At 69.9% G+C, this 25,372-nt stretch carries 31 protein-coding genes; 11 read left to right on the top strand and 20 right to left on the bottom strand.

Features of this window, described 5'->3' with window-relative positions:
- Nucleotides 1–95 precede the first annotated feature (95 nt).
- Nucleotides 96–632 (bottom strand): DUF4240 domain-containing protein, encoded by a 537-nt coding sequence (locus AB0A90_RS09530; RefSeq protein WP_357244417.1) that lies wholly within the window; start codon nt 630–632, stop codon nt 96–98.
- Nucleotides 633–693: 61 nt separating this feature from the next.
- Here AB0A90_RS09530 and AB0A90_RS09525 point away from each other — a divergent pair, with 61 nt between their 5' ends.
- Together AB0A90_RS09525 and rpsT are read left to right on the top strand one after the other, a co-directional pair.
- Complete coding sequence (locus AB0A90_RS09525) at nt 694–1,680, top strand: aminoglycoside phosphotransferase family protein (RefSeq protein ID WP_357244414.1); 987 nt, start codon at nt 694–696, stop codon at nt 1,678–1,680.
- 182 nt (nt 1,681–1,862) lie between these two features.
- Nucleotides 1,863–2,129 (top strand): 30S ribosomal protein S20, encoded by a 267-nt coding sequence (rpsT, locus tag AB0A90_RS09520; protein ID WP_357244411.1) that lies wholly within the window; start codon nt 1,863–1,865, stop codon nt 2,127–2,129.
- A gap of 118 nt (nt 2,130–2,247) precedes the next feature.
- Here the strand turns inward: rpsT and AB0A90_RS09515 are convergent, their stop codons facing one another.
- From AB0A90_RS09515 to AB0A90_RS09505, 3 genes are all read right to left on the bottom strand, one after another.
- Nucleotides 2,248–2,685 (bottom strand): hypothetical protein, encoded by a 438-nt coding sequence (locus AB0A90_RS09515; protein ID WP_357244408.1) that lies wholly within the window; start codon nt 2,683–2,685, stop codon nt 2,248–2,250.
- On the bottom strand, nt 2,682–3,662 hold the full coding sequence (gene holA, locus AB0A90_RS09510; protein ID WP_357245171.1) for a DNA polymerase III subunit delta: 981 nt from the start codon (nt 3,660–3,662) through the stop codon (nt 2,682–2,684). Before holA ends, AB0A90_RS09515 begins: the two co-directional genes overlap by 4 nt.
- Before the next feature lie 237 nt (nt 3,663–3,899).
- Nucleotides 3,900–4,145 (bottom strand): hypothetical protein, encoded by a 246-nt coding sequence (locus tag AB0A90_RS09505; protein WP_357244405.1) that lies wholly within the window; start codon nt 4,143–4,145, stop codon nt 3,900–3,902.
- Nucleotides 4,146–4,260: 115 nt separating this feature from the next.
- Here AB0A90_RS09505 and AB0A90_RS09500 point away from each other — a divergent pair, with 115 nt between their 5' ends.
- The 7 genes from AB0A90_RS09500 to AB0A90_RS09470 all read left to right on the top strand — a co-directional run bounded on the left by AB0A90_RS09500 (nt 4,261) and on the right by AB0A90_RS09470 (nt 10,860).
- Nucleotides 4,261–5,154 (top strand): hypothetical protein, encoded by an 894-nt coding sequence (locus AB0A90_RS09500; RefSeq protein ID WP_357244402.1) that lies wholly within the window; start codon nt 4,261–4,263, stop codon nt 5,152–5,154.
- On the top strand, nt 5,154–5,444 hold the full coding sequence (locus AB0A90_RS09495; protein ID WP_357244399.1) for a hypothetical protein: 291 nt from the start codon (nt 5,154–5,156) through the stop codon (nt 5,442–5,444). Before AB0A90_RS09500 ends, AB0A90_RS09495 begins: the two co-directional genes overlap by 1 nt.
- Nucleotides 5,441–5,707, top strand: coding sequence for a hypothetical protein (locus AB0A90_RS09490; RefSeq protein WP_357244396.1), 267 nt, complete (start codon nt 5,441–5,443; stop codon nt 5,705–5,707). Before AB0A90_RS09495 ends, AB0A90_RS09490 begins: the two co-directional genes overlap by 4 nt.
- Nucleotides 5,708–5,735: 28 nt before the next feature.
- Entirely contained in the window at nt 5,736–7,040 is a 1,305-nt protein-coding gene (locus AB0A90_RS09485; protein ID WP_357244393.1) for a hypothetical protein, read from the top strand.
- 1 nt (nt 7,041) lies between these two features.
- On the top strand, nt 7,042–7,260 hold the full coding sequence (locus AB0A90_RS09480; protein ID WP_357244390.1) for a hypothetical protein: 219 nt from the start codon (nt 7,042–7,044) through the stop codon (nt 7,258–7,260).
- Between the two features lie 265 nt (nt 7,261–7,525).
- A complete protein-coding gene (locus tag AB0A90_RS09475) occupies nt 7,526–8,734 on the top strand; it encodes a hypothetical protein (protein ID WP_357244387.1) in 1,209 nt (402 codons plus the stop codon).
- Nucleotides 8,735–8,769: 35 nt separating this feature from the next.
- On the top strand, nt 8,770–10,860 hold the full coding sequence (locus AB0A90_RS09470; protein WP_357244384.1) for a hypothetical protein: 2,091 nt from the start codon (nt 8,770–8,772) through the stop codon (nt 10,858–10,860).
- Between the two features lie 63 nt (nt 10,861–10,923).
- On the opposite strand, the gene AB0A90_RS09465 is transcribed toward AB0A90_RS09470, so the two are convergent.
- The 3 genes from AB0A90_RS09465 to AB0A90_RS09455 all read right to left on the bottom strand — a co-directional run bounded on the left by AB0A90_RS09465 (nt 10,924) and on the right by AB0A90_RS09455 (nt 12,436).
- Nucleotides 10,924–11,175 (bottom strand): hypothetical protein, encoded by a 252-nt coding sequence (locus tag AB0A90_RS09465; protein ID WP_357244381.1) that lies wholly within the window; start codon nt 11,173–11,175, stop codon nt 10,924–10,926.
- 203 nt (nt 11,176–11,378) lie between these two features.
- Complete coding sequence (locus AB0A90_RS09460) at nt 11,379–11,729, bottom strand: hypothetical protein (protein WP_357244378.1); 351 nt, start codon at nt 11,727–11,729, stop codon at nt 11,379–11,381.
- 20 nt (nt 11,730–11,749) lie between these two features.
- Nucleotides 11,750–12,436, bottom strand: a complete 687-nt coding sequence (locus tag AB0A90_RS09455; protein WP_357244375.1) for a hypothetical protein — start codon at nt 12,434–12,436, stop codon at nt 11,750–11,752.
- Here AB0A90_RS09455 and AB0A90_RS09450 point away from each other — a divergent pair.
- The gene (locus tag AB0A90_RS09450; RefSeq protein WP_357244372.1) at nt 12,420–13,658 is read left to right on the top strand and encodes a helix-turn-helix transcriptional regulator; all 1,239 of its coding nucleotides are present in this window, start codon (nt 12,420–12,422) and stop codon (nt 13,656–13,658) included. The two genes, AB0A90_RS09455 and AB0A90_RS09450, sit on opposite strands and share 17 nt — an antisense overlap.
- A gap of 270 nt (nt 13,659–13,928) precedes the next feature.
- Nucleotides 13,929–14,231: a hypothetical protein gene (locus tag AB0A90_RS09445; RefSeq protein WP_357244369.1), complete on the top strand. Its 303-nt coding sequence runs from the start codon at nt 13,929–13,931 to the stop codon at nt 14,229–14,231.
- Between the two features lie 174 nt (nt 14,232–14,405).
- On the opposite strand, the gene AB0A90_RS09440 is transcribed toward AB0A90_RS09445, so the two are convergent.
- The 13 genes from AB0A90_RS09440 to AB0A90_RS09380 all read right to left on the bottom strand — a co-directional run bounded on the left by AB0A90_RS09440 (nt 14,406) and on the right by AB0A90_RS09380 (nt 25,227).
- Complete coding sequence (locus AB0A90_RS09440) at nt 14,406–14,678, bottom strand: hypothetical protein (protein WP_357244366.1); 273 nt, start codon at nt 14,676–14,678, stop codon at nt 14,406–14,408.
- A gap of 71 nt (nt 14,679–14,749) precedes the next feature.
- Complete coding sequence (locus tag AB0A90_RS09435; protein WP_357244363.1) at nt 14,750–15,088, bottom strand: hypothetical protein; 339 nt, start codon at nt 15,086–15,088, stop codon at nt 14,750–14,752.
- A gap of 94 nt (nt 15,089–15,182) precedes the next feature.
- Nucleotides 15,183–15,380 (bottom strand): hypothetical protein, encoded by a 198-nt coding sequence (locus AB0A90_RS09430; RefSeq protein WP_357244360.1) that lies wholly within the window; start codon nt 15,378–15,380, stop codon nt 15,183–15,185.
- A 25-nt stretch (nt 15,381–15,405) separates the two neighbouring features.
- Nucleotides 15,406–16,248: a hypothetical protein gene (locus tag AB0A90_RS09425; RefSeq protein WP_357244357.1), complete on the bottom strand. Its 843-nt coding sequence runs from the start codon at nt 16,246–16,248 to the stop codon at nt 15,406–15,408.
- A 44-nt stretch (nt 16,249–16,292) separates the two neighbouring features.
- The gene (locus AB0A90_RS09420) at nt 16,293–17,729 is read right to left on the bottom strand and encodes a hypothetical protein (RefSeq protein WP_357244353.1); all 1,437 of its coding nucleotides are present in this window, start codon (nt 17,727–17,729) and stop codon (nt 16,293–16,295) included.
- Nucleotides 17,726–18,799, bottom strand: a complete 1,074-nt coding sequence (locus tag AB0A90_RS09415; protein ID WP_357244350.1) for a hypothetical protein — start codon at nt 18,797–18,799, stop codon at nt 17,726–17,728. Before AB0A90_RS09415 ends, AB0A90_RS09420 begins: the two co-directional genes overlap by 4 nt.
- On the bottom strand, nt 18,799–19,782 hold the full coding sequence (locus tag AB0A90_RS09410; RefSeq protein ID WP_357244347.1) for a hypothetical protein: 984 nt from the start codon (nt 19,780–19,782) through the stop codon (nt 18,799–18,801). Before AB0A90_RS09410 ends, AB0A90_RS09415 begins: the two co-directional genes overlap by 1 nt.
- A gap of 14 nt (nt 19,783–19,796) precedes the next feature.
- The gene (locus AB0A90_RS09405; protein WP_357244344.1) at nt 19,797–20,681 is read right to left on the bottom strand and encodes a hypothetical protein; all 885 of its coding nucleotides are present in this window, start codon (nt 20,679–20,681) and stop codon (nt 19,797–19,799) included.
- Complete coding sequence (locus AB0A90_RS09400; RefSeq protein ID WP_357244341.1) at nt 20,668–23,709, bottom strand: hypothetical protein; 3,042 nt, start codon at nt 23,707–23,709, stop codon at nt 20,668–20,670. Before AB0A90_RS09400 ends, AB0A90_RS09405 begins: the two co-directional genes overlap by 14 nt.
- A complete protein-coding gene (locus tag AB0A90_RS09395) occupies nt 23,709–24,035 on the bottom strand; it encodes an HK97-gp10 family putative phage morphogenesis protein (protein WP_357244339.1) in 327 nt (108 codons plus the stop codon). Before AB0A90_RS09395 ends, AB0A90_RS09400 begins: the two co-directional genes overlap by 1 nt.
- A 21-nt stretch (nt 24,036–24,056) precedes the next feature.
- A complete protein-coding gene (locus tag AB0A90_RS09390; RefSeq protein WP_357244336.1) occupies nt 24,057–24,236 on the bottom strand; it encodes a hypothetical protein in 180 nt (59 codons plus the stop codon).
- Nucleotides 24,237–24,274: 38 nt separating this feature from the next.
- Nucleotides 24,275–24,793: a hypothetical protein gene (locus tag AB0A90_RS09385; protein WP_357244333.1), complete on the bottom strand. Its 519-nt coding sequence runs from the start codon at nt 24,791–24,793 to the stop codon at nt 24,275–24,277.
- Nucleotides 24,793–25,227, bottom strand: coding sequence for a hypothetical protein (locus tag AB0A90_RS09380; RefSeq protein ID WP_357244330.1), 435 nt, complete (start codon nt 25,225–25,227; stop codon nt 24,793–24,795). The genes AB0A90_RS09385 and AB0A90_RS09380 overlap by 1 nt, the downstream gene beginning before the upstream one ends.
- Nucleotides 25,228–25,372 lie beyond the last annotated feature (145 nt).

The raw sequence follows: 25,372 nt of genomic DNA, 5'->3' as shown, positions 1-25,372 counted from the left end.
CTGACGTGAACAGGCCGGCGCGCCGCCGACCCCCTCTATGTTCCCACGCCGCCGGGGTGCGCCCGCTGCGCGGGCGACGGATCGCTTCGCGGCCCTCACTCCAGCGGCGGCTCGACGAAGAGCGCGGCGAGTCGCGGCAACCGACGACGCGCCTCCTCCTCGTCGTCGAAGTCCCAGAAGTCGTTGAGGTCCGGCGTCCGCACCGGGTCGCGGTCCGCCGGCAACTCGGTCGCGGTGGCCTTCCGGTACGCGTCCCAGGGCACCGACAGCATCTGCTCGGCGGAGAACTCCTCGCCACTGAGCGAGGCCGCCCGCACCTGGGGCAATTCGGCAAGGGAGTCCGGTTCGGTGACCGCCCGGGCGAAGACCGCCCGTCCCTGGGTCATCAGCCAGCCCCGGAAGTGCTCGAAGCCGTCGGCCGAGGCACCACCGTTGATCAGGTACGCCGCGCCCCACAGGTCGGCCTTGTGCGAGGCGGCCAGCACCCGCGTCTGGTGCCGGGCGTACCCGACGATGTCCTCCGGATCGCGCGCGGCGAGCAGCGCGACGGCCCGCGCGGCGACCGGCCCGGGTTCTCCCCCACCGCCGGCCCGCGCGTCGTCGATCAGCTGCCAGAAGTCCTCGGTCCTCATGGCTTGGCAGTCTGGCAGTGTCGCCGTGCGTCGCGCACGTACCCCGGGGCAGCATGGTGTGGTGTCCCCAACCTCGCTGCCGCCGGTGCCCTACCACGCGAGTGCGCTGCGCCCGTCGTGGCCGACGCTGCCGGCGGCGCTGCGGGCCGCGGTCGCCGACCGCCTCGGCGCGCCGGTCGTCACCGCCCGGGTCGCGGGCGCGGGCTTCACCCGCGGCTTCGCCGCGGTGCTCGACACCGCCGACGGTGGCCGGGCCTTCGTGAAGGCGGCACCCGCCGCCGAGCAACCGCATCTGGTCGACTGGTACGCCCGAGAGGCCGCGATCCTCGACCGGCTGCCGGCCGACCTGCCGGCGCCCCGCCGCCGGTGGACGCTCTCGGCGGCCGGCTGGTTCGTGCTGTGCACCGACGCCGTCGACGGGCACACCCCGCACCTGCCCTGGGTGCCCGCCGAGTTGGACGCCACCCTCGCCGGGTACGCGCGGGTCGCCGCCGCCCTGGCCGACCCGCCGGTCGAACTGACCGCGCTCGGCCTGCCGCACCTGGCCGACCTGGCCCGCTCGGACATCCTCTGGTGGGAGGAGGTCGCCGCCGGTCGCGAGCCGGCGCCACCGCTGCCCGCTCCGCTGCGGAACCGGCTGCCCCAGCTGGTGGAGTTGGAGTCCCTGCTCCCCCGGTACGCCGCCGGGGCGACCGGCCTGATCCACGGCGACCTGCGGATCGACAACGTGCTGATCGACGTGGACGGCCGAGCCTGGTTCTGCGACTGGACCTGGGTCTGCTCCGGGCCGGCCTGGTTCGACCTGGCCGGGCTGCTGCTCACCGCGTACGCCAGCGGCCTGGACGCGGACCGGCTCTTCGCCACGCACCCGGCGGCGGCCGGCGCGCCCCCGGACGCACTGGACGCGACCCTGGCCGCGTTGGCCGGCTACTACCTCACCGGCGCTGCGGCCGCGCCGCCGACGGCCTCGCCGCACCTGCCCGCCCACCAGCGGTGGAGTGGCGAACAGTCCCTCGACTGGCTGGCTCACCGGCAGGGCTGGCGGTGAGCCGCGTTGACGGCCGAGGGCGTAATCTGGTGCCCGACGGGCCAGGTCCGTCCGCGCGAAGGCCGAGCCGTTTTGGCTCGTCCCGGGCGACCTGGTAACCTGGCTCTTCGCGCAGCGGTGACGCATGTTCGTCATCCAGCGCACAAGCTGACCAACCCGAGCTATCAAGACGAGGCTGTCGCGTGGCGAACATCAAGTCCCAGATCAAGCGCAACCGGCAGAACGAGAAGGCCCGGCTGCGCAACAAGTCGGTCAAGTCGTCGCTGAAGACCGCCGTCCGGAAGTTCAACGAGGCTGCCGAGGCCGGTGACGTCGAGAAGGCCACCGCGCTCATGCTGGACGCCTCTCGCAAGCTGGACAAGGCCGTCAGCAAGGGCGTGATCCACTCCAACCAGGCCGCGAACCGCAAGTCCGCGATCGCAAAGCGCGTGGTGTCGCTCTCCGCCTGACGACTTCACCGTCAGACTGATTCGGAAAGCCCCGGGCATCTGCCCGGGGCTTCCGTGTGTCTCATCGCGAACACCGGCCTGAGATCTTTGGCTCCTGGCGGCCGTGCCGCTCCCAGCTCTACTGCGCCTGAGCTGGTGGGCGCTTTGGCGCATCGGTGCGCGGGGTGGACGCGTCCACCGCCACAACGACCCCGGTCACACTGTGCGAGATCCACTCCACCTGGGCTCGCCCGACCGCAGGTTCCATCTGCCGGCGGAACCGGTCCCGTTCCTGCTCCGGCACGAGCGCCGCCGACCGGACCACGACCGCGGCCACGATGTCGTTGAGCTTGACCATGGCCGCTACCACGGCGGGCAACACCAGCACCGCCCACCAGCTGACCAGTTCGGCGAGGGCGAGCAGCACCGCCAGTGCGATGGCGCCCTCGAAGAAGAGGAAGCACAGCACTCCGCCGGGGTTGACGAACCGCAGACCGAGGAGTCGGGCGTAGAGCGGCCGGTACCGCTCCTCATCCACTGCGATGCTGGCCCACGCTGGGCGGTTCGCACCCGTCACCTGGTGCTGCCCTGCCGGGCCGCCGCGACCGAGAAGACGGCACGCTCCAGGGCGTACGCCCGGTCGTCGGAGCCCCCCTTGACTGCCGCGTTGCACTCGGCGGCGACCTGCATGGCTCGGACCAGGCCCTCCGGTGTCCAGCCCCGCCCCTGCCGCTGTGCGCGTTCGATCTTCCAGGCGGGCATTCCGAGGCTGCTGGCGAGCTGGTACGCGTTACCCCGCCCGGCCGACGCCACCCGGGCGACCGTGCGTACCCCGTCGGCCAGGGCGTCGGCGATGGGCACCGGGTCGACTCCGACATGCAGGGCCCAGCGCAGCGCCTCCAGTGCCCCCGGCACGTCACCGACCATGGTGGCGTCCGCCACCGTGAAGCCGGTCACCTCGACCCGGCCCCGGTAGTAACGGGCGACCGCGTCGGCGCTGATCCGCCCGTCGGTGTCGGCGATCAGTTGGGAGCAGGCGGCGGCCAGCTCGCGCAGGTCGTTGCCGACCGCGGCGATGAGCGCCTCGGCGGCGTCGTCGGTGCACTTCCCGCCGGCTCGGCGGATCTCGTCCCGGACGAAGGCCACCCGGTCGCGGTGCCCCTTGAGCTTGGTCGCCGGGATCACCGTGGCGCCGGCCGCGCGTAGCCCGTCGGCGAACGCCTTGCCCTTGGCGCCGCCCAGGTGCAGCACCAGGAGTTGGACGTCCGGGTCGGGATTCTTCGCGTACGCCAGGAGCGCGGCGACCAGGTCCTTGCGAGCGTCCTGGCCGGAGCGCAGGACCAGCAGCCGCCGCCCCCCGAACAGCGAAGGGCTGAGCATCTCGGCGATCTCGCCGACGGTGAGCGCGCTCGCCTGGTATTCGCGCACGTCCACCTCGGGGTCGACGCCGCGTACCTTCGCGACAGCTTCGGTGACCGCGCGCGTGGCGAGCAACTCCTCGTCACCGAGGACGAGCAGAATGGGGGCGAGGTCGGCGGCGGTCACGCCGCCCATATTCGCACGGCCGGCGTCGGGATCATGCCTGCTCATTCGCTGCTTGGTCGGCGCAGCCCGCACACAGCGCAAATCCAGACATCCAAGTCAATTCCCCTTTTTGTCAACAAGTCGCCCGATTAATCGGAGACTCGTTCGTGATCCACACGGCATCAACGAAGCCGTGGTGTCGGACCACCGTTGACACCCCGAGGTCAGCGATCCCGAGTCGATCAGCGAGTGGACGGTCAGCGCGGTTCACTGCCCCCTTCCGGCCGGCACTCCTCGCCGGGCTACCGCGAGACCCTCGCCCGTACGGACCGCGGCCACATCACCGTCCGTGTCGGTGCGCAGCACCCGGGTGCCGCCCCTGCCCAGTCGGGCGAGCAGCCCCGGGTTCGGGTGGCCGTAGGTGTTACCGCTGCCCACCGGCACCAGGGCGACGGCAGGTCTTACCGCGTCGAGAAAGCTCGGGTCCTGGTACGCCGACCCGTGATGCCACAAACATCAACTAGCACATCTGTTGAGGGTGGCCTTCGGTAGAGAAGCAAAAGCGGGGCCGGCAGGAGTTGGCGCTCCTGTAACCCGGCCCCTTGATCGACTGCGAAGGAGTCGACCCGTGACCATCATTGCATCTGCCTCGGTCCCTGCGGCGAACCGTCTCATCGACGCCGACACCACCGACCTGACCGCGATCCAGCGGCCGTCGACCGACGGCTTCCCGATGAACCGGGCGTACGCCGGTCGCGCCGACATCCCGACCCAGCGGACCGCCGAGGTGCAGCTGCTCGACGGCGAAGAGGACCGGGCCCTGTGGGACTCGGTGCCCGCCGCCGACGAGCTGCTGACGCTGGGCCGCCGGGCGTGGGAGTTGGCCCGCACCTCCGAGCAGCCGATGAGCGACAAGCAGCTCGCGGTGTGCTTCGGCACCAGTGAGGCTCGGATCAGCCGGGCGCTGCTGGCCCACCTGAACACCCAGCCCGCCGCCGCGGCGTCGCTCGTGGCCGGTCGCAGCGTCGAGGCCATGCTGGCGGCCGACCAGCACGCCACGTACGACGAGGTTGCCGCCGACCTGGGTATCACCGTCGACCAGGCGCTGGACGCCCGTCACAACCTGCTCTGCTGGGTGACGGGCGCAACCCGACTGGTCCGCATCCCCGAGAGCGTCGAGGGGCTGACCAACTTCCTGGGTCGCCCGCTGGTCCGCTGCTCGGTCGCCTGGTGCTCGGGGAACTGCACGTTCGACGACGAGTTCGCCTCGGACGAGTTCTCCCACAGCCGGACGCTGGTCGACGACCAGGTCGCCGATGGTTCGTCGATCGGTGAGCGTCGCCGGTTGTTCGTGCAGCTCCAGGAGTTCCACTCGCCGATCCTCGCCGACGTCGAGGAGACGTCGGTCTACCTGTCCACCGGTGACACCGACGAGTACGGGGCGAAGCTGACGCTCGACGAGGCCGAGCGCCTGGCGCTCACGCTGCTCGCCGGTGTCCGTGCCGCTCGGGCCGCCCGCTGATGCGCGGGGCGCGACCGGCGCACCCGTCGTGGTGTGACCGGCAGGGCTGCGAGGCCCGCGAGTTTCACGCCACGGCGCTCGTGCCGGTCGCGCCGGCCGGCGACGAGCAGGCCCTGTTCGAGGTTCAGCTGTGGCAGCACGTCGGTTCGCAGCCGGCGCTGGCGCTCCAGGTCACGGACGACGAGGTGACCGCTCACCACCTGATGACGCTGCGCCAGGCTCGCCTGCTGATCCGCGTCCTGGCCCGCCTGCTCGTGTCCGCTGCCCGCACGCGCCGGGCCGCCCGATGACCGCCCCGGCCGAGCACCCGGAGTGGTGCGTGCCGTCCCTGCATCTCGACGGGCTTCACCGGTCCGAGCCGGTGCGCATCCGTGAGGGTCTGCACGCGGTGCTCCAGCAGCACCCGGCTCAGCCGGTGCGGATCTCGCTGGAGTGCTGGGACGGCATCGGCGACCGCGAGCCGGCCGAGCTGATCCTGCTCGACCTAGCCGACGGGGCGCTGCTGGCCGATGCGCTGAACATGATGACCGAACGCGTGTGGCGGGCCGGCTGATGGCCCCCGTGCTGGAGGGAGCAGAGCTGTGAACGCCGCCGCTGAACTGGACGCGCTCCGCCGGTCCGCGAAGATCGTGAACGCTCTCGCGTGGGGGGTCGTCGCCCTGATCATGGTCTACGGGACGCCGATCGTGTTCCGGTACCTGGTCGACCACGATGTCCCCAAGGCGACGGCGTGGATGCTCAGCCTCGCCGCCGACGGTGCGCTCGCTGTTGGCCTGGTGGCCACGCCAATCCTCGCCCAGCACAACGTCAGCTCCGGGTGGGTCGGCGCGCTCCGCTGGGTTGCAGGGTTCGCCACGTGGGCGCTGAACACGTCCGACGCGTGGGACACCCCTGACGGCCCGGACGTCGGCGGGATCATCTCCCACACCTGGGGTCCGCTGCTGATGTTCGCCGCCGTGGAGGGCGCCGCGTACTTCGGTCGGAAGATCTCCGCGGTGATCCGGGAGAAGGAAGCGGAGGTCGCCAAGCGGGTCGATGACCTCGCGGCGTTGCACACCCGGGCGGACGAAGCCGAGCGGAAGACGGCGGAAGTGGAGTCCCTTTTCCGGGCGGAGCAGCGGGCGAGGGTCGAGGCAGACGAGCGGGCCAAGGCGGCAGAGGCTGCCCGGACGGACGCCGACGCCGAGCGGGAGAAGGAAGCCGCAGCGCGGGCTGACGAGCGCCAGAAGGCAACCGCCCAGATCACCCTGCTCAAGTCGGAGATCGCGGCGATTGGCGCCCGGCACCAGCAGCGCATGGAGGAGGTGCAGGCGTCCGCCCGTGACGCCCGCACCGAGGCCGCCAAGGCATCCGATGTTGCGTCTCGGACCGCCGGCCAGTTGGAAGAGGCGCGTCTGCTGGCCGAGCGGGCGATCACCGAGAAGGCGAACGCCGAGCAGCACGCCGCCGCCGTCACCGCGGCACATCAGGCGCAGGGCGAGGAACTGGCGCGAGCCCGGCAGGCGTACGAACGGCTGAGTCGGAAGACGGCAGACGACGGCCGGCAGGTGCCGGCTCGGCAGTCCCGGAAGCGGTCGGCAAACGCTGGGTCTGCCGACCGGCAATCGCCCGCGATTATCGATGGCGCGGACCGGCAAACGGCGCTCGCTTTGCCGGCTGGTTTGCCGACCGCTTTGCCGGTGGATCCGCCAGAGATCGAGGGGGTGCGGCCGGAGCGTGTGGCCGCCGTTCTCCTGGCCTACAGGTTCGAGCCGGGAGCTAAGCGCGAGCGGACGGCGGAGCTGGCGGGTGTGTCCGTGAAGACCGTTCAGAACGTGATGAACAGGATTCCGGACGGCCACCCGGTCCTGGCGATCAACGAAGACGCCGACCAAGCGGCGGGCTGACATGGCCTGGGGTTGGACCAGCAACGGCTACCTGTGGTGCGACGTCTGCAAGGGCTCGAAGTGGGTGCCGTGCACCGGGCCGGACGGATTCAGCCCGGATGGCTGGTGCGACCACTGCGAGGCCGGGCCGGGCGTGCACGGGGAGATGGCCTGCCCGCACTGCGAGGACGACGAAGACACGTACGCCGGAGAAGAAGAGGAGGAAGACCACGATGAGTAACGTCAAGCCCTTGACGGTCAAGGGGGATCAACCCCTTGATGCGCCGTCTCAGGCGGCCCCTGCGCCGTCAACGGGGGGGTTTCCCCGACGCGTCAACCCCTTGATTGATCAAGCCCTTGACGGTGCACGGAAAGTAACCATCGAGAGTGGTCGGCCGACCGGCGCGGGCCGTCAGGCAACCCAGGCGAAGAAGCCGAACCCCGTCCTGTCGCCGCCGGTTCTGGTCACGGCCGGGCTGGTTGTGCTGCTGGCCGAGGTGGGGTTGGTGGCTGCGGTCGGCTGGGTGTGGGCGGCCGTCATCAACGCCGCAGTGATCGCGCTCGCCGCCGCCGCGGTGGTGTCGTGGAAGAAGCGCACCGCCGGTGGCCTCATCGACCGGGCGGGCCGCGCGATGTCCCGCCAAACCCGTTCGAGCACCGCCCGGTCGGGTGGCGTCGGCAACGGCTCGGGTCGGCCCAACGCGGCCGGCAAACGGGGCGGCTTTGCCGGTCTGCTGGACCGCCTCCGGCCCGGCAAAAACGGCGGTAAGGGCGGCCGGTCTACCGGGTCGTCTGCCGACCGTTCTGCCGGGCCGGCAAACGGCAAAAAGCGGGGACTGCTGGACCGGCTCGGCCTCGGCAAGTCGGACCGCTCCCACTCTGCCGGTGCCGGCAAAACGCCGGGATGGAAGTCGCTGTTCGGCGGCCGGCAACCCCGCTCGCCGAAGGGCTCGGCCAACCAGTCGGCAAAGCAGAAGCGCGGACTGCTGGGTCTGCTCGGCGGCAAACCGAAGGGTTCGCCGACCGGCGGCGCCAACTCACACACCCCCGCCAAGCCCGCCGGCAAGAAGCACGACGGGTTCCTCAAGAAGACCGGCCGAGGGCTACTCGCCGGCTTCCGCAGCCAGGTCGACGGCGACAGCAAGAAGCCCGCTGCGAAGACGCCCGACAAGCCGGGTGCGGTCAAGGACGGCGGCAAGCATGCCGCGAAGGCGCCCGACACCAAGAACACGCCCGGTACCGAGCCGGTGCGTAAGCCGAGCCCGCACCCCAAGCGGGACGGCGGAAGCAGCAACACCCCAGTAGAGGAGAACACCATGGTTCAGCACCAGGACGACGCGAGCCTTCAGAAGTGGGGCCGCAACCTGACCACGGTCAGCCCGGCCATCGAGGACGCGGCGAAGGCCGCCGCCGTCAACGACGAACTACTGACCGCCCTCGCGTCCAGCGTCCAGAAGCTCGCCAACCAGGGCGACACGGAACTGCCGGCGTCCCCGGCCATCGTGGCTGAGGCCGCGTCGATCGCTGCGGCGTTGAAGGCCATCGAGGCGGAGGAGGTGCCCCGGCGGCTGCGCGAGTTGGCGGCCCGCGCGGAGGCGCTGGGCAGCATGTACCGCAACGACCACGAGGTCGACGAGGCGCGGCTGGCCGGTGAGCGTGGCGGCCGGCACAAGGAGAAGCGCGCCGACGTGGGCGCCGCCGAGCTGGACACCTGACCGGGCCGCACACACCAAGCTGAAAGGAGAAAGCCATGAAGTCGCGGGTTGCTCGTAGCGGTGCGGCGTGGGTGCCGGCGTGGACGCTGGCGGTGGTGTTGGTGGCGATGGCCCTGCGCACGGAGGTCGCCCCGGTGTCGTGGTGGGCACCGCTGGGTGCCGCCCTGGTGGGTGTACCCGCCGCGGTCATCGTCACCTTCGCCACGGACCGTCCGTTCGCGGTGCCGCACCGGGCTGTCGCCGTTGCGGGTGCCTGCGTGTGGGCGGCGGTGGTCGCCCATTCGGGGTGGTCGGAGCGGCGGGGGCTGGTGTTGGTGTTCGCGGCGGTGCTGTTGGCCGCCCTGGAATACGCCGTCCCCTCCGCCTCCGGTGCCCCTGTCGTGTGGCAGGGCGGCGGGGACGGCGAGCAGTCCGACCGCCGTCCTGAGTCGGTGAAGTCGTGGGAGGGACTGCTGCGGCGCACCACCAAGAAGGCGTTGGTGGTCCGGTCGGTCGACCCGTGGGAGAGGCGCGGCGACGGTGAGCGGGTGGTGGTGGACCTGCCGGAGGACATGACGTTGAAGGACGTCGCCGCGGTGTGCGACAAGCTGGCCGCTGGGCGACGGCTACCGCAAGGCTGCGTGGTGCGTGCCCTCGACGGTGACCACCAGGGCCAGGTGGTGTTGGACGTGATGCTGCGGGACTGCCTCGCCGGTGAGGGCCGGATGGTCAGCGAACCCACCACCCCGGCGTCGATCAATGACCCGTTCGATGTGGCGTTCACCCCGCGCGGTGAGCAGATGCCGGTGTGCCTGCGCGAAGAGTCGATGGTCGTGGGCGGCACCACCAACGCCGGTAAGACGACGCTGCTGCACCGGATCATCTTCCGGCTGGCCCGCTGCACCGACACCCTGATCTGGGTGGCGGACCCCAACGGCGGTGGTGTGGCAGAGCCGTGGATCAAGCCGTGGGCGCTCGGCCAGGCTGAGACTCCTACCATCGACTGGCTGGCGGAGAGCGCCGCCGAGGCGGCCGTGATGCTGGCTGTTGCCCGCGCTGTCGCGAAGGATCGGAAGACCAGCAAAGAGGCGTCGCGGCGGAAGCGGGCCGCGAACAGCACCGTCCTGCCGGTCGACGCGGAGATGCCCGCCATCCTGATCATCACCGATGAGGGCGCCGAGTTCCGGCAGGCCGCCGGACTGCTCGCCCTCATCGTGGATGAGGGGTTCGCTCGGGCCGCCCAGATCGGCCGGGCCGAGGGGCTGCGGATCGTGATGAGCGTCCTGCGCGGTACCGGTGATCTGCTGAACAAGGGGTTGCGGACGGTGGCCGGCATCCGGGTGTGCCTGCGCATGAATGAGGAAGACGAGTACGGCTACATCCTGGGCGTCAACCCCGGCCGCGCCCGCCTGCTGCACAAGGGCTCGGCGTACGTGTACCGGACGGACACCGACCACATCCCCGTGTTGGCGCGCACCGTCAACGTGCTGCTCGACGGCATGGAGCAGCACGCCATCGCGACCGCGCACCTGCGGCCGAAGCTGGATGCCCGCGCGCAGCAGGTCGCCGCGAGGCTGACCGTTCGGGATGTGTTGGAAGGCCGGGACCCGACTGAGCACCGAGACATTGCCCGCATGCCGGTGATGCGGGATGTGGAGGCCGGTCGCGCCTACTCGGGCCGCTGGGACCGGCAGGCGGCGATCCTCGCGGAGATGCGCGGGGAGGACGCGCCGGAGGTCGAGCGCGCGGTGACGGTGATCGCGGAACGGCCCACTGCCGCCCCGCCGGGCAGCGCCGCAGAGCGGTTGCTGTTGGGCACCGGCACCCTGGTGGAGGAAACGCCGAAGGCTGCGCCCGCCATCGCTCAAGCTCCGGCGGGCAACGGTGAGCCGGACGTGATGGCTGAGGCCGAGGCGCTTCTGTCGCCGCAGCACATGGCGCGGCGGGCACCCCTGAGCACCCGGGACGCGATCCTTCCACTGTTGCGCGACGCCTACCCGGACCTACTGACGAACGCGCAGGTCCACTCGCGATTGATGGAGATGGGGATTGAGGTGTCACCGCAGCGGTCACACCAGGTGCTCAAGTCCCTGGTCGAGAAGCGCGAGGCGCGGCAGGACGGCGCCGGTTACGGGCACGTCGCCTGACCTCAACATGCGAGAGCAGCCCCGGCCGATGATGGTCGGGGCTGCTCTCGTTGCGTGGGTCGGTCAGATGCTGCCGACGGCCCGCAGGAGTTTTTCGGCGGCACTGCCGGGCTGCGGCACGAACGGCTTCGTAGGTTCGGTGGCCGGAACGTGCGTGCCGTTGCGGAGGTCGTTGATCCGCTGCCCCTCCTGGATGCCGGCGTCTACCGCGGCGCGGACGGACTCCGGGTCTGCCCCGCCCGTGATGGCGCTGGCGACGGCGCTGGTGACACGGCGGGCCCAACGCTGGGCGTCAGTCTCGTTCGCGGGCATCATGCATCTACTGTCGCATATTCACGCTGCTCGGGCATCCAGCGATCGAGTCAGGTCCGACGCTTCTGCTGAAAGGCGTGCTCTTCTGCCACTTCCTCAGGCGTCGGGTCAGGTTCGCCCGGCGGCAGTCAGAGGTAAGGCCACTTCCCGAAGTGCCGCCGACCCGGTTGAGGGGCACCCACGACGTGCGTGCCCCTCAACCGGCACTACTTCGGGAGGTTCTTTCGTCGCTCGTACTCGTTGGCAATCTCTCCGGGCGACGGGTTCTCCTGATCAGGACCTAGCACCCGCCACACCGGTATTTCGTCATCCGGATCGAAAACCGTCGAGCCAAACCCCTCGGCGTGGATTGCGGCAACGACCCGGCGTTCTCGGTCACCCGGAGGGGGTGCGCCCGGGGCGACATGTCCGTCGTCGTGGCACTCCACGAACTCTTGGAGCAGCCACCCTACGATCGGATCGGACTTCAAGTTTCCGTCACGATCAATCCATAGTGATCTCCAGCCGGCTTGCATCGCAGGCCGGAAGTCGATGTTGCGATACTGCATCCTGCTCATCGGTCTCCTCGCCGTCGCCCTCAGTTGGCCTGCGCCCGCTGCTGGCGCAACATCTCACGCTGAGCGGATGCGCGCTCTCGCCGCCGCGACAGATCAGCCTGCATTTGCGGCCTCACGATCTCGGCACCATACGAAGCCTTCGCTGCGATCCTCTCGATAAAGCCATCGCCGCTAAGCCAGTGGGTGTTCACGTCTTCGAGGAGACTGACCACGTTGGCCGCCTGCACGACCGGCGACCATCGGGCGAGAAGGTCCATGAGGTCGGGGAAGCTCCTCACCTTCAGGAAGGGCGAGCCCTGGGCCAGGTCGTTGACGCTGAGCAGGAACTCTTGCTGGTCATCCACGGTGCGTGTCCATGAGTGGATACTCATCACGGCGTTGTCGCCGCCAATCCCGAAGAACTCTGACCAGCCCTTTGACCTCAAGTAGTCGTCGACGATGAAGTCGCCCTCGGGGTCCTCGGCGAACGGGTCAAAGGGCTCGTACGGGCTGTCCACATGGACCTCCGTCTCATCGCGCCAGCGAAGCGCCGCCGGCGTACCGGGTGATTGGGCCAGACTGGCCACGGTGTCGATTCCACGATCCGTGACTGTCGCGTCAGCCCGCAGTAGCCTTTCAGGTGGCGGCCCGCCGGGGTAGAGGCCGGCGGTGCCGCCAATCGGGTCCTCTACCCCGAAAGCAGGCACCGCCATGAGCAACCCGACCACCGGTGACAACCTCGCCCGACTCCGCCGCGCCGCGAAGCTCAACCAAGAACAGTTGGCCGAGCGCGCCGGGTTGAGCGTCGAAACGGTCCGCAAGCTGGAGCAGAACAAGCCCGGGGCGCCCAGCCTGGGCACCCTCCACGCGTTCGCCCGCGCCCTCGGCGTGCACACATCCGCGCTGATTGGCGACATGTCGCAGGCCGCCGCCAGGGATGAACCCGACCACCAGCCGCTGTCCCTGGCAGAGATCCGCCGCGCGGTCGCCCCCGTGCGTGGGCTGACCGGTGTTGCGCTGACCGCACCAGTCGGCGACCCGCCACCCGCTGACACACTCCGGGCCAAGCTGCGCGCTGTTGATCGGGCGTACCAGGGCAACGACTACGCGACCGCGTTGACCGCGCTGCCGCCGCTGCTACTCGACGTGCGCGCTGCCGTCGACCTGGCCGACAGCGACGGCGAGCCCGCCGCGTATGCCCTGCTCGCCCGCACCCTTCACCTGACCGGGAACCTGCTCATCCAGCTACGGGCCGGGGACCTTGCGCAGACTGCACTCACGGATGCGCTCACCGCCGCCCGACGATCCGGGGATCAGGTGGTCGGGGCCACCGTCGTCCAGGGCCTGTGCTGGCTGCTGATGCGGCAGGGCCGGCTGGCTGAGGCCGCCGAACTGGCAACGTCCACCGCAGACCAGGTGGAGCCGCGTTTCTCCCGCGCCACGCCGGGCGAACTCGCGGCGTGGGGGTGGCTGCTCATGGGTGGCGCCGCCGCCAAGGCCCGCGACAACCAGCCGGAGGAGGCGGCCGAGCTGGTCAACGCAGCCGCCGCCGCAGCCGTGCGTATCGGGGAGCGCGACCCGGGCGGGGAACACCTGCTCATGGTCGGCGGGTTCGACGCGGATCGGGTGCAGATGGCCCGGGTGGAGAACGCCGCGGTGGCCGGTGACCCGGGTCGGGTACTCACGCTGGCCGAGGCAGTGCCGCCGGGGCCGACACCAGTCGGGTCGAGCTGGCAGCGTCACCGCTTGGACGTGGCATGGGCGCACGCCGCCCGGCGCCAGTTCGTTGAGTCGGAGGCGATCCTGACCGGGCTGGGCCACCTCGCGCCAGCGTGGCTGCGGCACCAGCGGTACGCCCGTGACATTGTGCAGACGATCGACGTTGGCCGCCGTCGGGCCATGACGGACAACCTGGCCGCGCTGGCTGACCTGGTCGGCTACACGAACTAGCACGGAGCGTACTACCGACGTCACTGATCGTTTCATGTCGTACGGCCTATGCCTTGAGGGTCGTGGATCTACCCACCAACCTCAATGGCGAGGGCCAGACAACCGGTTGTTCCCCCGTGGCGTCCGGCGTCCAGCCCTCACCGGGACGGCGGCGGTTCACATCCAACCCGAAGGTGTGTGCGACGGCTGCCGCCGGCCCGCCGAGAGGCGGGGGGCGTCCGAGTCGGCGATGACCGGGCGCCCCTCTGCTACCGACGGAGGGACGCACCGATGATGGGCGACGAACCGACCACAGTGCAGGCGGTGTGCGTCGAGCTGGGTGAGCGGTCGGTGAAGGCGCTCAACGACCGCTTGGAGGGCCAGCACCTGCCGCGCCGGCCTGAGTGGGACTGCGCGGCGTGCGAGAAGGAATGGCCGTGCGACCCGGCCCGGGTGCTGCTCGCGGAGACGTACGGCGACAACCGGATCTCCTTGTCCATGTACCTGGCGTCGCTGCTGTACGCGGCGTTGACGGAGATGCCAGAGACGTCGGCCGCTGAGTTGCACGAACGGTTTGTCGCCTGGACGAAGTGACGAGCGGCCCCGCCGCCACAACGACAAAGACGCCCCACCAACCTCCCGGGGGGAGGCGGTGGGGCGTCTTAGCGCGGTCTGCTGCTGGGGATGAGCAGACCGTCTCGTTACCGTTCCCGAAGGGAACAGCAACGGGTCCAAGGGGTACCCCCTAATTGGGGCACGCGGTTGGGGTCAGTTGGGGCGGTTGCCCGGCGGGGTGCTGCGCAGTCGCATGAAGTAGGAGACGGCGGCCACGGCGACGGTCTTCACTACCGAGATGCCCACCACCGTCCAATACTCGGAGGTGAACGCGCCGTCCCACCCGGAGACGGCGTCGTAGATCACGGGCAGCGCGGCGATGGCCACGTCGGTGGCGAGGCCCTGCACGAAGGTCCGGGCGGCGCGGTTCGCGGCGTCGGCTCTCGCCGGCAGCGGGGTGGCCGGGGTGATCGGGGTGGTGGTCATGCGCCCTCCATGAAGAAGGCCCGTCCCCGAGAGTCGGGGCGGGCGCGGTTTGTGTCTCAGGTGGGACAGGTTCAGCAGCGTTGCGACGGTGGCGCCGGAAGAGGGTTGGCCCGCCGCTGCTCGTCGGCCTGGTCGCGGCTGAGGTTGTACTGCCGCAGTGCCTCGATGCCCGAGCGCGGATCCTCGGCGATGCTGCGGAACAGTTCGTCCTGCGCCTGGCGGTCCTGCTCGGCCGCCGCATACCTCGCGGCCTGGCTGCGGTTGTTCGCCTCGTTGTACTCGGCGAGGCACGACGTGAGCTGCACCTGCTGCACCCCGACGAACACCGACAGTGCAAGCGCAAGCACAGCGATCACCTTGACGATCATGTTGACGGCAGGCGAATCAAGCGCCCGCACCACCCGCGCCATCACCGGCGTCCCCGGTTAACCCAAGGCCGCAGGGCCAGCCCGAGCACGGCCGCGCCAGCGACAGACAGGATGACCTGGATGCCATAACTCAAGGTCACGTCGTTGTCTCCTCATTGGTGGACGACCGGGAACGGCCGATACTGATCGGTGGCGCCAGGGCGAGCACCAGTGCACCCGGAACGCCCATCAGGATCGCGTCGGGCAGTTTGCCCTGGAACAGGTAGGCGATGACTACCGCTGACCAGCCTCCGAGGCCAACCAGCATCGCGAGATTGCGGACCCATGTGGACATGCGGCCCCCGTGCGGTTGAGTTGGGTCAGGACGCGAGGCGGCGGGTCAGCTCATCCGCGACCTGCTTCGCCACGGTGGACGGGATCGCGTCGGCGATGCGCTCCGGGGTCAGCGCGGCCAGAACCCCGGCGACGATCTGCCCCTCGTCGACCAGGTCCCGCCCGGCAAGGACGGCGAGCTGCGCCTCGATGCGGGCGAGAGACTGCTGCTCGACGCTGCTGCCCGGATTGCCCTTGAACTGGGCGTAGTGCAGATCGGCGAGGGCCTGCCGCTCCGACGGGCCCTTGGTGTAGATCGGCGTCTTGGTGTCAAGCACTTCGGATACCTCCGCGCTAGTCGGGGCCTTGATCAGGCCGATGCTGGTCAGGTAGCGGCGCACCACGGCGGTCTGATCCCGACCAGCCTTGATGGCGTCGCGGTGGTACGAGATGTGCGTGTGCCACCGGTGCGACGAGTCTCCGGAGCTGCGCTTGCCGAGGCGATCCCACCGCTTCACGGTGCTGCCGTCGGGGCTGTAGATGATCTCGCGGATGTCCCGGGTGTCGGCGCTGCCCGCGGCGCACTGGGCGACCAGCCACACGCTGAACGACGCGAGGGTGTGCCGCTTCCCGCCGACGGTCACCTCGAACCCGCCGATGTCCAGCGCCGCCGCGTCGAGGGTCAGTCCGGCCCGGTCCCGGGGTGACTCCACCACGGAGTAGTCGCCTGAGATCACCCGGTCCGAACCGCAGTGGTAACCGCCGCGGTGAGCTGCGTCAGGAACGATGCCGACCTCCGCCGGCTCCAAGTCGTTTGCCCCGGGAGCGTTGTCCAGGTGGGTCAGCAGCAGGCTGCGGGCAGCCAGCAGATTGACTGGTGCGCGGGTCACGGTGCCTCCGTCAGGGTTGAGGTGCGTCCGCCCGATGGGGCGGGTTACTCGAAGATCAGGACCGTGAGGCCGCTGTGCGTCGCGTTGCACCGCACGGACGCGGTACCGAACGCCCGCGCTACCTGCGATTTGAAGGTGTAGCTGCCCGCATCACCGAGCACACCCGCCGCGTGCTGCGTCACCGTCGCCCGCGCACCCACCGCTGCGGCGTTCGCGAACCCGGCCAGCACGTTGTCAGTTAGCGCCGAACCGTTGACCACGCACTTGCCGTAGATGGTGGTGGCGGTACCCGCCGTGACGAGTTCCGCATCGAGCGTCCAGATGGCCAGGTACCGTGCACCGTCGCGCGTCGTCGTGATCGTCTGCGCGGTGCCGGGGATGTCGACCAGCGATCCCGACGTGGGGGTCACGTCCGTTGACGACCGGCCCTTGAGGGTTTCCGTTTGCAGGGCACCCGCAGCGAACGAGGCGTCACCGCCGACGGTGAGGCCGCCGTTGACCGCCAGGTCCCCGTACACCTGCGCGGACTCGCTGACCTCGACCGCCTGGGCGACGACCAGGCCGTCACTGCGCACTTGGAAGTGGATCTCATGGCCCGATTCCACGGGGCGCGCGATCTCCCAGTCGCCATCAACGGACCACGACGCGCCGTCTGCGGCTTCCAAGAAGAACCGGTCGGCTTTGATGTAGAGGTCGGAGCCTTCCGGGTGGCCGGTCATGTACATCTCGGCGGCGTTCTGCCCGTTGACGCTCGGACCCACGTACGCCGTCCGCACGGTGTTGTCCGGCACACCTTCGGAGACGTCGACGATGCCCGTCTTGATGGAGCCGGGCGTGACCGGGTGCGCGACCGGGTCAGGCAGCAGCGGCGGGTTGACCTCTACCACCGCACCGTCCTCGGGTGTGGTGGTGATCCGCACGTACGACCCGTCGGTGGCGGCGGTGATGACCTCACCACCTGCGAGGATCGACCCGGTGATCGTCCGCCCGTCGATCGCGTTCGCGGTGATCTTGTCGGCGGTCACCGAGTTGGACGCGATCTTGTCGGCGGTCACCGCCGCGGCGACGAGCTTGCCCGTTGAGATTGCCTCGGCCGCGATCTGCAACGCCTGCACCGCCCCCGCCACGATCTTCGGTGTGGTGATCGCATCGTCGGCGATCTTCGTCTCGGTGACCGCGCCGGCCGCGATCTTGGCTTCCGTGACCTGCCCGTCGGCAAGTTCCAGGTCCGCTGCGATCTGGTCGAGCACCTCCTGAGACACCCCGGTCGCGATGACCTGGCCGCCGTTGGTCCCGGCCACCGCGTACCCGCCGTCGTCCTGCCGGCCCACCGTCAGCACCGGCGTACCCGCCGGGTCGTTGACGACCAGGGTGCCGGCCTCGATGGACGTGCGGGACATCTGGCTGCCCCGCTCCACCGCGGTCAGCCGCCGGTCCATGTCGGCCAGCCTCCGGGCGATCGCCTCAGCGTTGTCGCTCAACTAGTCCCCCTGTAGGTGAAAGCGTCGCTGCGGCGCAGCGACAGTCGTGCGCGGTGGTCGCTGACCAGCGACCAACCGACGATTCGGTGCCACAGCGACACGTCCCCGAGCCACGGAATCCGCGCTTTGATCAGCACGTCGTCACCGACAGCCCACGACCCGATGGGCGCGTGCGGGTGGTTGATGACCGTGACCTCGGCGATCTCCGTGATCTGCTTGCGCACGGCCAGCTCGGCGCGGCACAACGCGTCCATCCGGTCCGTGCTGGTGATCGACTTGTCGGAGTACACCGCGGCCCGGCGCAGCCGCCCGTCCGGCTCCGGGATGCGACGCTGCACCACCGCCCGCCCCTCACCGGCCCCAAGGCCGATCAGCTCATTGGCGTACTGGTCGCCGTCGCGGGTCGGCGCGACCACGTTGGTGATGTTCACGCCCTGCTCAAACGACAGGTCATCGCGCCGCCGGCCCAGCCGCGGATACCCGATGACCAGGCGGTGCGTGATCGAATCACCGTCCCACTGGTGGTGCTCGGTGTAGTCGAACGGTGTCTCTCTCGCCAGGGTGTCGATCTCCGTGCCGCAGTCGGTGGACTCCCACCACACCAGCGTGTACGGCTCATCGACAGTGCCAACCCGCACCGGCGTTGTCATGCTGTCGACGACGATCCCCAGGTCCCCATCCGGTTGCCCCTGCACGTGCGCCCACAACTCACGTACCACGTCGAGAGGGTCCACACCCTCGCTGATGTACTCACCGAGGTACGGCAGGCCGTGCGGGTAGCCGGCCATCCCGACGGCCTCCACCGACCAGGCGGAGCCCTCAAACCGGCTGCGGACCACGGTGCCACCCCACCGGATCTCACCGTCGGCCTCCGCGTACAGCAGCGTGCCCCACTCGTCGAGCACCAGGCGCCCGTCAGCGGCACGCAACGCCCCCACGTCGGGGCTGATGGTGCCGCGCAGCCCTCCCGGCCCGGACAGCGCCCACGACAGCTCATCGCGGACGATCGGCACGTCCAGGTGCAGCATCTCCCCGGTCGTGGCCCGCTGCGCGATGTACCGCCAGCCCACTACGACTCCGCGATCTCGACGAACTCGATGTCCGTGATGACAGTGGTGCCCTCGTACGCGCGCAGCGTCCCGAGTCCGGACGTGCCCCGCTGGGTGAGGATCGCCTGCAACGCGATGTCCTGCGTGGTGCCGCGCATGGCTGAGGGGATCGTCATCTCGTCGGCGGTCAACAGGGTCCGGTCGACGCCGTCGCTGGGCACCGCGGCGTTGGTGTCGAACACCGTGCCCTGCCCGAGCTGCGTGCCGAGCCGGTTGCGCAGGAACCCGTCGGTCTTGTCGTGGACGACCAGCGCCCCGCCGACGTGGGTCACCACCTTCGCCTGGGTGGCCCACAGCGGTATGTCGACCGGCTGCACGTGCACATCCGGCCAGTCGATGTACTCCGACAGGGACGTCACATCGTCGGACTCCGGGAACAGCAGCGGCGATGACACGAGCACCCGGCGCTCCCGGCGCGGGTTCGCGACGCGCCGCAGGTCCACCACCGACGTGACGGTGCCGGTGGACGGCCCCAGGTCGATGCGCGCCAACGCGATCGCCGAGTACCCGAGCCCCAACTCCGCGACCGTCCGCGTGCCCGACGGCACACCAGCGATGCGCCGGGCGAACAGGTACGGGCCGATGGCCTCATCCTCCGGGTCCTGCCACGGCTCACCCGGCATGAACGGGTCCTCAACGCGCATCACGATCAGGTCGGACCGGCCGCTACCGGACCCGGTGGGTGACACCGCCACGACCTCCTGCGACGTCACCCGCCCGGAGTACGCCTGGTACTCGCCACCGGCCGCCCGGTTGTTGATCGCGCACGCGCCGGGCAGCACCCGCACACCCGCGCCGGGCACAGACAGGGGCCGGACCAGCAGGTCACCCGACCCGAGCACCCCCTCATTGCCCCTGAACGCGGCGTACGCGAGCTGCCGGGCGACCTCGGGGCTGTGTTGTGCGCCGCCGCCGACAAACCATGGAACCGGATCAACAGCCACCGGTCATCTCCTGCCTAAAGTCCCGGATGTGTTTCCTGCCAGGTGATTGACGCTGTCGACGTGCCCGTCTCATCGACGCCACGGAACGCGACCTCCCACGTGCCCGGCGGGATGCTCATGTCGGTGAGCCGCGAGGAGTGCGGCGACACTGCCCCGGCGAGCGAACCGCCGCCGGAGCGCAGCACCGACAGCACCCACGGGCGGGTGTCGATGACCGCCGACTGGTCGTAGGCGAGGGTGGTTCGCAGCTCGATGCGCCACAACCCGACCAGCTCCACGACCGGTGTGGTGACCGGCCCCTGGATAGTGATGACCGGCCACGCCGGTAGCCGGCCGGCCACGATCGCCGCCACCGACCGGTCCGATGTGCTCGTCGACGTCAACGGCGCGGACAGGGGGGCGAGTAGCCCGCCACCCGAGCCCGCCGCCAGGGCCGCCGTCACCGACTGCACGGTCGACCCGAACCAGCAGTCGCCGGTGGTGGCGAAATCGGCGACCGCCGACACCACCCCCTGGCTGGCGAACCGGTAGTCCACCGCGCAGCGGCGCGGACGCCCGTAGATCACCCGTTCCCGGCCGGCGTACCGCGCCCGCAGCTCGGCCACCGCCCCCGGCGTCTGCCGCACCACGTCACCCCGCCACGCCGCTTCAACGTCGGCGGCGACGTCCCGCACCGCCGCCTCAGTGTCGGCGCGCATCACCAGTTCAAACGCGATGGTGCGGCCACCCCGATAGTCGGCGCCGAACAGCACCCCATCGCCGCGGGGCCGGTCCACGTCGTCGAGGCGCAGCCCCGGATCGCCCAGGTCCGGCCACGTCGCGTTCGATACCGGCAGGTCGTGTGGCCCCCACGTAAGCGAGGTGCCCGGGTAGGTCAGCGACCATTCACGGTCCCGCATACACACCCCCGCGTCGGATTCGGCGCAGCGCGAACACCAACTCGTCGATCTGGTCCCGCGCCGAATCTGACGACGGGGCCAGCGTCACCGAGCCGATGAGCGGGCCTCCGCCCATTGCCGACGCCACCTCGGCGCGCAGGCTGCGCAGCTCCGACACCACCGACCCGCCGCGCATCGGTCCATGGGGCACCACCGACTCGTGCCGGCCGCCCTCACCGAACGAGTAGGTGCGCCCCGACTGGCCGACGCCGAAGATCGGTTCCGTGATCGTGCCGCCGCGCGCCATCGCCGCGTGCACGTGCGCATTGCCGCCAGCAAAGTTGTGCTGGTTCCACACCGCACCCGTGTACTTGTGTGGCTTGCCGTTGTGCAGGTTGTACTGCGGGAACGGGGTGATCAGTTCCTTGAGTTGCGGCCCGTACGTGTCGTGCAGATACCGCGCCCACGCCTCCACCGGCGCGAGGTCAACCGCCCGGCCGCTCGCGTGGTAGGAGACGTTGCCGGACAAGGTCCGCGCCCCGGCCCGCACACCCGAGATCAGCGGCACCGACCCGAACGTCGAGCGCAACGACGCCAACACCCCGGCGATGCCCGACCGCAGACCACCCGCACCCACCGACCCGCCACCGGACCCGCCGAGCAGTTCACCGGCCAGCGTGCGGACCCGCTCCAACGCGAAGTCCTTCGCCTTGCCCGCGGCGCCCGTGACCATCTTCGAGAACGGGTTGCTGCCGAACTTCCCGACGATGCCGCCCAGGCCAATCCGGTCACCCAGCCACTTCGCCGGGTTGGTCAACAACGACCCGAGGCCGTCGCCGATGCCCTTGCCGTCACCGCGGCCGTACCCATCGCCCAGGTGGTCGGCGTTGTCCCGACCGGTAGGTGTGCGCGCAGCCTTCGCCGTGCTGCCGCCGGCGCCGCCCCAACTGATCGTGGGAATGCGGTCCTTCACGCCCACCTTCGACGCCAGCCAGTTGATGGAACCGATGATGCCCTTGTTGAGGACCTGGTCGACGACGAAGCGCACCGGCGCGGCGGCGGCTTCCTTCAGCTTGTCCCAGGCGGCGGCGATCGCACTGACACCCGTGCGGAACGCCGGGGCCACATGGTTCGAGATGAACCCACCCAGCGCGGACAAGACCGGCTTGATCCCGTTGTTCCACACCTCCGAGATCCGTGACGCGACCGCATTGAACACGGGCTTGACGACGTTCTCGTACAGGAACTGAATCGCCGGGAACAGCACGTTCGTCAAGTACAGCTTGAACGCGGCGAAAACGACCTGGATGACCACCCACGCGGCCTGGATCGCGTAACTGATCCCCGCCCAGGCCGGCTGCATCACGTTGCGCCACAGGAAGTTCGCCACCTCCATGAGCTGCCCGAACGCTGCCTTCAGCGACGGCCACAGGGTGCCCACGAACCACGCGCCGACCGCAGCTATGGCGATCTTCACACCCGCCCACGCCGCCGACACGACGTCACGGAACGTCTCGGAATTCTTGTACGCCAGGATCACCGCGCCGACGAGCAGGCCGATCGCCACCACGACCAAGCCGATCGGGTTCGCCGTCAGGGCCGCGTTCAGCAGCCACTGCACCCCGGTCCAGATTTTCGACGCCGCCGCGGCGACCTTCGTCGCCACCGACCACACCGTTGTAGCGATGGCCGCGGCATTCGCGTACAGCGCGAACGCCTTCACCGCGAGCAGCACCCCACCGAGCACCACCGCGAACACCTTCATCGCGTCCTGGTTGCGGATCAACCAGGACGCCAGCGCGGCCACCGCCGGCACCAGCGCGGTCAAGACCATCGCCGCCATCTGCGCGAAGTACGGCAGCAGCGGCGCGACCGCGATCACCAGGTCGGCGAACACCGGCGCCAACGTCCCCAGCGATGGCAGCAGCGCCTGGACGCTCTGCGCGACCGCCGGAAGCACCGCCGACAGCGCGCGCCACAGCGACTCACCCAAGGTGGACAGGGTGCCGAACAGGGTCGTCATCGCCGACGAGCCCTGCGCCGACTTCAGGAACGCGGCCACCTGCCCGGTGATCTTCTGTAGGTTCGTGAGCAGGTTCCCGCTGCCCGAGGTGGCGGCTGAGAACACCGAGCCGAAGATGCTGCCGACATTCGCCACAACCCCGCCGAGCGTGCGGAGCGTGTCGAGGCCGCCCTGCAACCAGGCACGCAACTGCCCCGTCTTCGCGGCCTCGTTCACGAACCCCGCCGCGTCGGTCGCGACATTCCGGAACCCGGTGCCCAGCCGTTGCAGCATCGGAGCACCCGTGAGCAGCAGGTTTCCGAACGCGTCCGTCAGCGGACGCACCGCATCGTTCGCCACAGCCAGACCGCGGGCGGTGCCGGCCAAGGTGGCGTTCAAGCCGGCGAGCAGCGGCCCCTGATTCGCCGCGCGGAGGAAGTTTTCCGCGAAGCCCCCCAGGGACGCGGCGATCTTGGGCAACTGCCGCGACACCGCCGGCAGATACACCTTGCCGAGGACACCGATCTCCTCGTTGATGCCGGCGAAGAAGCTGTTCGACACCGACGAACGGAGGTCGTTGAGCTTCCCCTTCAACCCGATGATCGACCGGGCGAACGTCGCCGCACCCGCAGGCAGACCCTCCATCGCCTTCGCGGCTTCCTTCGCCGACCCGGTGATCCCAGTCTGAATCGCTTCGCTTACCCCGGCCGTGGCCAGCTTCAGGGTGCCCGCGGCGACCTTCACCGCGACCATTGCCGCCGGCATCGCCACCAGCGCACCAGCGGCCGGCGCCAACGCCGCACCCAGTTGCGCCACCGCCGGGGCGGCTGACGCGACCGCCGACCCCATCAGCGTTGCCCTCGCCGCGATCGTCGCCGCGGCGGTGGCGAACGCCCCACCCCGGTCCGAGAACCCCTTCGCGAAGGTGCCGCCGACCCGGGAACCCTCCTTTGACACGTCGATGCGCCGCAGCTTCGCCCGCAGCATCGGCTCGAACCGGTCCGTCTGCGGCTCCACCGGCACATACGCCGCCCGCAGCACCGACATCAGCGATCACCCCGCACCGCGACCGCACCATGTGCGATTGCCGCCGGCACCAGATGCGGACGTGGCTCCTGATCCTCGGTGCCCGACTCGACCAACCACCCGTACCAGCCGCGCGGCCCCCACCCGACGATGAACCCCACCCGCCGGGTCAACGGGTCGTACACCCGCTCCACGCTGATCGACCGGGCAAGCTGCCCGGTCTGGCGCGGCGCCAGCCGGCGGGCGTCACGGCGGATCGCGTTCGCGACCTCCCGCACCTGCCGGGTCACCTCCGGCACCTGTGACAGTGCCGCCAGCACCTCGGGGCGAATCCGCCTGGAATCCATCCGCACGACCCACCCCCTTGTTCAGATGTCACCGGCCAGGACCGCCGCGGCCCTGGCCGTTAACCGCTCGTCCTCGGCCGCGTCGGCTGCCGTCAGCGGTGCCCGCAGCGACTCGTCGAGATGCTTGACCTCGCAACCGGCGGCGCACCCGTTCTTCTCGGTGCACTTCTCCCCGTGCTCTGCCAGGGACCGCAAATGCATGTAGATCAGGTTGAACAGCAGCCGCGGGGAGACGCTGTTCAGCCAGCCAAGACCCGGTCGACCGGGGTCATGTCCTGCAAGGCCGGGTGTACGGAGACAGACCCATTCGAACTCGTCGAAGTTGGCAGCGGCCCAACCTGCAAGACGGGCTGCTGCACGGTAGGGCGGCCGGCCTGCGCCTCGAACAGCACCATGGCCAGCCGGATCAGCTCCTCCAAGTCCACGTAGCTGGCAACGGCCAGCTTGTAGAACCGCTGGAACTCGGCGGCGTCAGCCTCCACGGTGCGTTCCACCATGGTCTGCCCGTTCGTCTCCGGGTCGGGCTCCATCTGCTTGCGCTCTGGGGCGGTCAGAGAGCAGCGCATCGCCTCCCAGATCGCGGCCAGGCCCTCCATCTCCTCGATCTTCCCGGAGGCGGCGGCACCCAGTTGCAGCATCAGCATTGGCGGGATCCGGCCGTGCACCACGAACTGCTCGCCGCAGAAGTCGAACGAGTCCTTCTCGGCGTACGGGTCGGCCTCGCGCAGCGCGGCGCCGAACGTGCCCAGGCTGCCCATCAGATGCCCTGCGCCAGGGAACCGGACGTCCACCGCTTGTACGGGGTGGTCAGGATCGCCGGGTCGGGCAGCTCCACCGAGAATTCGACCGGCAGGCCGGCCTTCGTCTCGTAGGTGCCGCGCTCCACCTCGACGCTGCCGGTGTTGAACACCTGCGGCCAGACGATGACCTCGTCGTCGTCCAGCGACTGGAACGCCAGCATCATCCGAACCTCGGTGCCGACCAGGGGCGGCACGTACGCGTTCAGCTTCGTCGCGCCGGTGCCCGACGTGGTGATGGTGCCGCCGTTCATGGCCAGCTTCCAGTTGATGTCCGACAGGTGGTTCATGGTGAACGACACCGACCCGGACTTGCCGGTCGTCACGATCCGCACCGGGTAGAGGCTTTCGGCAACGGTGATGTTGGAGGTGTCCACCGACTCTGAGTACGTCATGCCGCCGTCGGTCGCGCCGACGTCCAGCCACGTCGTCCACGTGCCGGTGACCTTGCTGGCGGTCGCCGTGAACGTGGGGATCGTGGTGCCCAGCGGCGCGTACCGGATGATCCCGGGGCCGGTCTTGATCTGGCCCGGGGCGACA

This window comes from Micromonospora sp. NPDC049204, assembly GCF_040647935.1.
Taxonomy (GTDB): domain Bacteria; phylum Actinomycetota; class Actinomycetes; order Mycobacteriales; family Micromonosporaceae; genus Micromonospora.
This window is presented reverse-complemented; position numbering and strand designations above follow the sequence as displayed.

What these genes read in the sequence shown, in the direction of transcription:
- AB0A90_RS09440 (WP_357244366.1), bottom strand. Translation starts at nt 14,678, where the DNA reads ATGACCACCACCCCGATCACCCCGGCCACCCCGCTGCCGGCGAGAGCC.
- AB0A90_RS09480 (WP_357244390.1), top strand. Translation starts at nt 7,042, where the DNA reads ATGGCCTGGGGTTGGACCAGCAACGGCTACCTGTGGTGCGACGTCTGC.
- AB0A90_RS09400 (WP_357244341.1), bottom strand. Translation starts at nt 23,709, where the DNA reads ATGTCGGTGCTGCGGGCGGCGTATGTGCCGGTGGAGCCGCAGACGGAC.
- AB0A90_RS09405 (WP_357244344.1), bottom strand. Translation starts at nt 20,681, where the DNA reads ATGCGGGACCGTGAATGGTCGCTGACCTACCCGGGCACCTCGCTTACG.
- AB0A90_RS09390 (WP_357244336.1), bottom strand. Translation starts at nt 24,236, where the DNA reads ATGCATTTGCGGTCCCTGGCAGAGCACGGGGAGAAGTGCACCGAGAAG.
- AB0A90_RS09490 (WP_357244396.1), top strand. Translation starts at nt 5,441, where the DNA reads ATGACCGCCCCGGCCGAGCACCCGGAGTGGTGCGTGCCGTCCCTGCAT.
- AB0A90_RS09435 (WP_357244363.1), bottom strand. Translation starts at nt 15,088, where the DNA reads ATGGCGCGGGTGGTGCGGGCGCTTGATTCGCCTGCCGTCAACATGATC.
- AB0A90_RS09495 (WP_357244399.1), top strand. Translation starts at nt 5,154, where the DNA reads ATGCGCGGGGCGCGACCGGCGCACCCGTCGTGGTGTGACCGGCAGGGC.
- AB0A90_RS09430 (WP_357244360.1), bottom strand. Translation starts at nt 15,380, where the DNA reads ATGTCCACATGGGTCCGCAATCTCGCGATGCTGGTTGGCCTCGGAGGC.
- AB0A90_RS09445 (WP_357244369.1), top strand. Translation starts at nt 13,929, where the DNA reads ATGATGGGCGACGAACCGACCACAGTGCAGGCGGTGTGCGTCGAGCTG.
- AB0A90_RS09465 (WP_357244381.1), bottom strand. Translation starts at nt 11,175, where the DNA reads ATGATGCCCGCGAACGAGACTGACGCCCAGCGTTGGGCCCGCCGTGTC.
- AB0A90_RS09470 (WP_357244384.1), top strand. Translation starts at nt 8,770, where the DNA reads ATGAAGTCGCGGGTTGCTCGTAGCGGTGCGGCGTGGGTGCCGGCGTGG.
- AB0A90_RS09385 (WP_357244333.1), bottom strand. Translation starts at nt 24,793, where the DNA reads ATGGGCAGCCTGGGCACGTTCGGCGCCGCGCTGCGCGAGGCCGACCCG.
- AB0A90_RS09460 (WP_357244378.1), bottom strand. Translation starts at nt 11,729, where the DNA reads ATGAGCAGGATGCAGTATCGCAACATCGACTTCCGGCCTGCGATGCAA.
- AB0A90_RS09395 (WP_357244339.1), bottom strand. Translation starts at nt 24,035, where the DNA reads ATGGATTCCAGGCGGATTCGCCCCGAGGTGCTGGCGGCACTGTCACAG.
- AB0A90_RS09380 (WP_357244330.1), bottom strand. Translation starts at nt 25,227, where the DNA reads ATGACGTACTCAGAGTCGGTGGACACCTCCAACATCACCGTTGCCGAA.
- AB0A90_RS09530 (WP_357244417.1), bottom strand. Translation starts at nt 632, where the DNA reads ATGAGGACCGAGGACTTCTGGCAGCTGATCGACGACGCGCGGGCCGGC.
- holA (WP_357245171.1), bottom strand. Translation starts at nt 3,662, where the DNA reads ATGGGCGGCGTGACCGCCGCCGACCTCGCCCCCATTCTGCTCGTCCTC.
- AB0A90_RS09450 (WP_357244372.1), top strand. Translation starts at nt 12,420, where the DNA reads ATGAGCAACCCGACCACCGGTGACAACCTCGCCCGACTCCGCCGCGCC.